Source organism: Aquabacterium sp., from assembly GCF_050725395.1.
Classification (GTDB): Bacteria; Pseudomonadota; Gammaproteobacteria; order Burkholderiales; family Burkholderiaceae_C; genus Aquabacterium.
Genome location: NZ_JBOHHL010000107.1, coordinates 1 through 1105 on the forward strand (window position 1 = coordinate 1; position 1105 = coordinate 1105).

Consider the following 1105-nt stretch of genomic DNA (forward strand, 5'->3'; position numbering starts at 1 on the left):
TGGCTCCGGTGATCAGGACTGACTTGCCGGGGGTGAAGGCGGGGGCGGGTTCATCTGCCTCTCCGGCGACGTCCTCTTCGCCCGCCAGCGCAACCAGGCGAGGCACGAGGATCTTGCCATCGCGCAGGGCGATCTGGCTCTCGCCCGAGGCGAGCGCCGCCTCGATCAGCTGACTCGATGCTGGCGCTGAATCTGCGTCGAGCAGGATCAGGCGTCCGGGGTACTCAGACTGGGCCGAGCGGGCAAGTCCCCAGATCGCAGAGTTTTCAAGGTTTAGGTGTTCGCCCGGCTCGGCATTGATCGCCCGGCTGGTCAGCAGGACCAGAGTTGATTGGTAGAGGGGTTCTGCGGCAAGCCAGGACTGGATCGCTGCGAGCGCCGCTCCTGCGGCAGCAGCGGCAGATTCAGGGAGCGCGGAAGGTTCAGGAGGCGTGGCAAGTTCAGATGGCGCCGAGAGATCAAGCAGCGCAAAGTCCGGCACCGGCGCGCCCGCATCGACGGCGTGGGTAAGCGCGGCGATGTCGGAGAAGTCAGGCTGCTCGCCGCCGATCACTGCGAGCTCTGCGGGTTCAGCTGCAGGCTTTGCCTCGGCCAGCTGCCACTGCACGGTAAAGAGCGCCTCTGCGGCAGGGATCTTTGCGGCTGCCTTGATCGCTTCGCGGTCGAGAGGTCCAAGCTCAGCTGATTCGGCCGCGCAGACTTCTTCCCCGAATTCGTCGCGGGCGATCAGCTCGGTGAGCTTGCCGTCCTTGACGCGCATCGAGGCGCGCAGTGACGTTGGGCCTGCGCCTTGCAGCGAGAGACCGGTAAAACGAGTGGGCAGCGCTACCTCGTCGCCTTCTGCTGCTGAAGCGAGGAAGACGGACTCAAAGAGCGCCGGATGAAGATTGAAGGCCGCTGCTGATTCCTTCTGCTCTGGCGTGAGCGCCGCCTCGATGAAGCGTTGCTCGCCCTTCTGCCAGGCGGCAGTGATCAGATCAAACGCGCCGCCTAGTTCGATGCCGAGTGCTTCGAGCTGGGAGAGGATCTCATCGGGGTCGATCTCTTTGGCGCCTTCGGGCGGCCAGGGCGCAGCTTCTGCCGGCTGAGTTGTGCGGGCCGAGAG

General features: G+C 65.1%; 1 protein-coding gene. It reads right to left on the reverse strand.

Annotation, left to right across the window (positions count from 1 at the left end):
- Positions 1 to 1105: SpnB-like Rossmann fold domain-containing protein (locus tag ACREB4_RS21325; RefSeq protein WP_431590244.1), on the reverse strand; the 1105-nt coding region annotated here is incomplete at both ends.